Below are 355 nucleotides of genomic sequence, written 5' to 3'. Positions count from 1 at the left end.
CGCCAGATGGAGCTTGCGCCAAGTCCGGCGCGGCTTGCCGCCATGCTTCTCGTGCAGCCACTCTCCGGCCCCAATCACCTTCAGGCCCGTGCTGTCGATCACGACGTGGACCAGCCCGCGCGTCTTCTTCAGGGCCGTCGCGACACCCAGATCGACGCTGCGGCGGGAGAACGTGGTATGGTCGGGCACCGGGAGATCGAGGCCAAGCAGGTCCATGATCGACCCGAGCAGGCCCTCGGTCTGGCGCCACGGTCGCCCGAACGCCAGCCTGAGCATCAGCCCCGCTTCGATAGCGACGTCCGAATAGCTCCTCGGCCGGCCCCGTCGCTCTGTCATTGCCGGTGTCCACACGGCG

The 355-nt window shown here is 68.2% G+C and carries 1 protein-coding gene; it reads right to left on the bottom strand.

Annotated features, from left to right (window positions below; genetic code table 11):
- Positions 1-355, bottom strand: a 355-nt coding sequence (locus tag N825_RS35815; RefSeq protein ID WP_037462548.1) for an IS5/IS1182 family transposase, incomplete at both ends; no start/stop codon positions are given.

The sequence above is a fragment of the Skermanella stibiiresistens SB22 genome (genome assembly GCF_000576635.1).
Lineage (GTDB): Bacteria > Pseudomonadota > Alphaproteobacteria > Azospirillales > Azospirillaceae > Skermanella > Skermanella stibiiresistens.
This window is presented reverse-complemented; position numbering and strand designations above follow the sequence as displayed.